Consider the following 4,462-nt stretch of genomic DNA (forward strand, 5'->3'; position numbering starts at 1 on the left):
GCCGACGACGCGCAGGCCGACCTCGACGCCGCCCGCATGCTCGCCGAAGACGCACGCCAAGTACGCGAGGAAGACGCCTCCGTCGCCGCCCAGAAACTCGACGACGCGCGCGACGAGTCGGTGGCGGGCTACAGCCTCTGGGACAAGATCAAGAAGGCGTTCAGCAAGGCCCTGGCCATCATCAGTGCCGTGCTGGGTGTGCTGGCGCTGCTGATCCCTGGTCTGCAGGGGCTCGGGATCGCGCTCACCATCGGGGCCGTCGTCGCCGGTGCCGCGTCACTGGGCATCAATATGTCGATCATGGCCGAGACCGGCGACTGGGACATCGGCGAGATCATCCTCGGCGTCGTGGGACTGGTCGCGGGTGGCGGCGCGCTGCTCAAAGGCGTCAAGGGGATCGGCTCCGCCCTCAAGGGCGTCAAGCCCTCGTCCATCAAGCCGCCGAACGTCCGTATCAGCAGCCGTGGTCTGAACAGTCGTACGTGCAAGACCGACCCGGTCGACGTGGCCAGCGGCGAAATGCTGTTGCAGCAGACCGACTTGACGCTGCCGGGCGTACTGCCGCTGACCATCTCTCGAACGTATCTGTCGACCTACCGCTACGGCCAGTTCTTCGGGCCCTCCTGGGCCTCCGCCCTCGACGAGCGGCTGGAGATCGACGACCGAGGGCGGGTCTCGTGGGCCCGCGAGGACGGGTCGATCCTCACCTATCCCCGCCTCCCGAACACCGAGTCCGCCGAGCCGGTCTGGCCCGAGGAGGGACCCCGGCTGCCGCTGACCTGCGCGGGAACGCACGACACCACCGGCCGGGTCATCTACCGCGTCGTCGACCCGCACACCGGTCTCGTCCAGACCTTCGCGGACCACCCGGACGACGACAACGGCCTGTACTGGCTGGCCCGTTGGCACGACCGCAACGGCAACAACGTCACCGTGAACCGCCTGGAGGACGGCACCCCCACCGAGCTGCTCCACTCCGGCGGCTACCGTGTCGAGACCCGCTGCGTCGCCGGCCTCATCACCGGCCTCTCGGTCACCACCCCCGACGGTCCCGTCGAGGTCATGTCGTACGAGCACGACGCCGACGGCAACCTCAGCCACATCGTCAACTCCTCTGGCAAGCCACTGGTGTTCGGCTACGACGACCAACACCGCATCACCTCCTGGACCGACCGCAACCACTCCGTCTACCGCTACGTCTACGACGAGGCGAACCGGGTCACCGAGACCATCGGCCCCGACGGATATCTCTCCTCCCGCTGGTCCTACGACCCCGACCAGCTCCGGACGCACTACACCGACGCCTGCGGCGCCACCACCACCTACCAGCTCAACGACCTCCACCAAGTCGTCGGCGAGACGGACCCGTTGGGCAACACCGTCCGCTCCGAGTGGGACCGCTACGACAACCTCCTGTCCAGCACCGACGCCCTCGGCCACACCACCCGCTTCGAGTACGGCGCGGCAGGCGACCTCACCGTCGTCCAGCGTGCGGACGGCAACCGGTCCACGGCGGCGTACAACGAGTTGCACCTCCCTGTCACTTCGACCGGTCACGACGGGGTGACGTGGCACCAGGAGTTCGACGAGCGGGGCAACCTGACGGCCGTCATCGGCCCGGAAGGTGTCACGAACCGGTTCACCCACCACCCCACCGGCGCGGTCGCCACCAGCACGGATCTTTCAGGGGCGACGGTGGCCTACGCGGTCGACGGCGCGGGTCTGCCGGTGTCCGTCACCGATCCGGCCGGACGCACCGCCACGGTGGCACGGGACGCGTTCGGCCGTCCCACGACCGTCACCGACCAACTGGGCGCGACCAGCGGGTCGGAGTGGACCGTCGAGGGGCTGCCCGCGCGGCGCACCGGCCCCGACGGCCGGAGCGAGCAGATGGCCTGGGACGGTGAGGGCAACTGCCTCACCTACACCGACGCCGTGGGCGGCACCACCCGCTACGAGTACACCCACTTCGACAAGATGGCCGCCCGGACCACACCGGACGGCGTCCGTCACGCCTTCGCCTACGACCGCGAGCTCCGCCTCGCCCAGGTCACCAACCCACAGGGGCTGACCTGGGACTACACCTACGACCACGCGGGCAACCTGACAGCGGAGTCCGACTTCGACGGCCGCGAGATCTCGTACAGCCACGACGCGTCGGGCCGTCTGGTCGGCCGCAGGACGCCGCTGGGCGAGGAGATCGGGTACACGTACGACGTCCTCGGCCAGCTGACGTCCAAGGACGCGGCCGGTGTCCGGACCGACTACACCTATGACGCGGCGGGCGATCTGACCCGCGTGGCCTCCCCCACCTCCGCTCTCGACTTCGAGCGGGACCTGATGGGCCGCCTCCTGTCGGAGACGGTCGACGACCGCACCATCCGTTACGCCTACGACCGCCTGGGACGACGCGTCTCCCGTACGACTCCGACGGGCGCGTTCACCGAGCTCGCGTATGACGAGGCGGGCCGTCGCAGCGCGCTGACGACGGACGGCCGTCGTATGGAGTTCACCCACGACGCGGCGGGTCACGAGCTGACCCGGGTCCTGCGCTCCGGCGCCGCGCCGGTGACGGTGTCCACCTCGTGGGACCTGTCGGGCCGCCCGGTGACCCACGGCCTCGTGGGCCGGGGCGGGACTCTGCGTGCCCGCAAGTACGGATACCGTCCCGACAACCACCTGACCTCCGTCACCGACGAGGCGACCGGCAGCGACCGGCAGCTGGACCTGGATCCGATCGGCCGCCCGTTGGCGGTCACCGCCGACGGCTGGAGCGAGTCCTACGCCTACGACCGGGCCGGCAACCAGATCGAGGCCACCTGGCCCGAGAAGGCCGGTCGCGGCGAGGCTCGCGGTGAACGCACCTACACCGGCACCCGCATCCAGTCGGCAGGAGGCGTGCGTTACGAGTACGACGCCGCCGGCCGCCTGGTGCTGCGCCAGAAGCGCCGACTGTCGAAGAAGCCCGACACCTGGCGCTACGAATGGGACGCCGAGGACCGCCTCACCGCCTGCACGAGCCCCGACGGCACCCGCTGGCACTACACATACGACCCACTGGGCCGCCGGACCGCCAAGTACCGTATGGCGATGGACGGTTCGGTCACCGAGACCGTCCGCTTCGCCTGGGACGGCACCAGCCTCGCCGAGCAGACCGACTCCGCCACCGGCGTCACTCTCACCTGGGACCACGACGACCATCGCCCCCTGACCCAGCTGGAGCGCAGGCCGAGGACGCAGGAGGAGTACGACTCCCGCTTCTTCGCCATCGTCACCGACCTGGTCGGCACCCCCACCGAACTCGTCGACGAACAGGGCGACATCGCCTGGCGCTCCCGCACCACCCTGTGGGGCACCACCGCCCGCAACCGGGACGCCACGGCCGTCACCCCGCTCCGCTTCCCCGGCCAGTACGAGGACCCCGAAACCGGCCTCTACTACAACTACTTCCGTCACTACGACCCCGAGACGGGCCGGTACACCTCGCCGGACCCGCTGGGTCTGGACCCGGCGCCCAACCCGGTCACCTATGTCAACAACCCCCTTACTGCGACCGACGTGCTGGGCCTGGCGCCCGAGTGTCACGTGGACCTGTTCCACGGGACCAACAAGAACGCGGGCGCGAGTATCCGACAGAACGGCGTCGACACCGGCTTCAGTACTCGCCCCATGGACTTCGGGAACGGTTTCTACACCACGCGGGACGCCGCGCAAGCAACGCAATGGGCGGGCAAGTTCGGCAAGAATGCCGAGGTTCTCCACTTCCGTGTCCCCAAGGCGGAGTTCGATGCCCTCAATTCGAAGACCTTCAACGGTGCGAGCAAGGAACTCGATGATTTCGTCAAGCACTATCGCGGTGGCGGAAAGGACCTGCCCCACCAGATGGTGGAGGGGCCGATGCTGAAGAACGTCCCGGCATTCATGAAGGGGAAGCCCGGCAAGTGGTTCGGGAACCAGGTGGTGTTCTTCGGGGATGACGCAGGGAAGCTCCTCACCAGTAGCCTCCAGTGATGAAAGGGTGTCGCAATGAGTAAATTCTTGGCGAACGCGTCGACCGACGTGCTGGAGCTGCTGGACGAAGTCGCCGACGAGATGGTCTCCCTGTTCTCCATCTCGGAGGCGGAGGCCGTGGCACGTATCAACGCCCAGTGGCCGCAGCAGAAGTTCCTGGAAGAGAGCGACATCATCCTGCACGAAGAGCCCTACTACTGGGCTCTCTTCATCTACTACGACGGAGAAGTGCCGGACTGGGCCCCCTCCGCGGACCGCTCTTCATGGGTGCCTGCTCCCAAGCCTGAAGCAGGAACCGACTACTGGACTCTCGGCTAAAGAACTCCGAAGAAATTGAGGTTAGGTCCATGGCGCGCCCAGCGGTGTCCGATTGGGAAGACGTTTTCGGGTTTTCGGACGACCCGACCCCCGGCGATGCGGACATGCTCGGAGACCTGGCCCGCCAGTACCG

Annotated in this window: 2 protein-coding genes; both read left to right on the forward strand. The window is 68.0% G+C overall.

Features of this window, described 5'->3' with window-relative positions; translation table 11 throughout:
* Positions 1-4,011 (forward strand): DUF6531 domain-containing protein (locus tag ACWD2L_RS40820; protein WP_451193797.1); only part of this gene is annotated, 4,011 nt, incomplete at its 5' end.
* Positions 4,012-4,026: 15 nt separating this feature from the next.
* The gene (locus ACWD2L_RS40825) at positions 4,027-4,329 is read left to right on the forward strand and encodes a hypothetical protein (protein WP_351345993.1); all 303 of its coding nucleotides are present in this window, start codon (positions 4,027-4,029) and stop codon (positions 4,327-4,329) included.
* The last annotated feature ends 133 nt before the right edge of the window (positions 4,330-4,462 follow it).

Source organism: Streptomyces sp. NPDC002754 (assembly GCF_053592315.1).

What these genes read in the sequence shown, in the direction of transcription:
- ACWD2L_RS40825 (WP_351345993.1), top strand. Translation starts at nt 4,027, where the DNA reads ATGAGTAAATTCTTGGCGAACGCGTCGACCGACGTGCTGGAGCTGCTG.